This is a genomic window from Acinetobacter sp. 18QD2AZ41W (genome assembly GCF_009829025.1).
Taxonomy (GTDB): Bacteria; Pseudomonadota; Gammaproteobacteria; order Pseudomonadales; family Moraxellaceae; genus Acinetobacter; species Acinetobacter pseudolwoffii.
Genome location: NZ_WURP01000086.1, coordinates 1 through 204, shown reverse-complemented (window position 1 = coordinate 204; position 204 = coordinate 1). Strand labels below are relative to the sequence as shown.

The following is a 204-nucleotide window of genomic DNA, read 5'->3' as shown; positions in this document are numbered from 1 at the left end:
GAACTCCTGACCTCCTGCGTGCAAAGCAGGCGCTCTACCAACTAAGCTAAGTCCCCAGCTTATCAATAAGTCAATGTATCGTTCCGTTCTGTTTGCTTCAGCACTTGCATGCTGCGTTAGTCAGATTTGGTGGGTCTGACAAGACTTGAACTTGTGACCCCACGCTTATCAAGCGTGTGCTCTAACCAACTGAGCTACAGACCC

The 204-nt window shown here is 49.5% G+C and carries 1 tRNA gene; it reads right to left on the bottom strand.

Annotated features, from left to right (window positions below):
• Positions 1-127: 127 nt before the first annotated feature.
• Positions 128-204: transfer RNA gene (locus GVV58_RS15385), tRNA-Ile, on the bottom strand.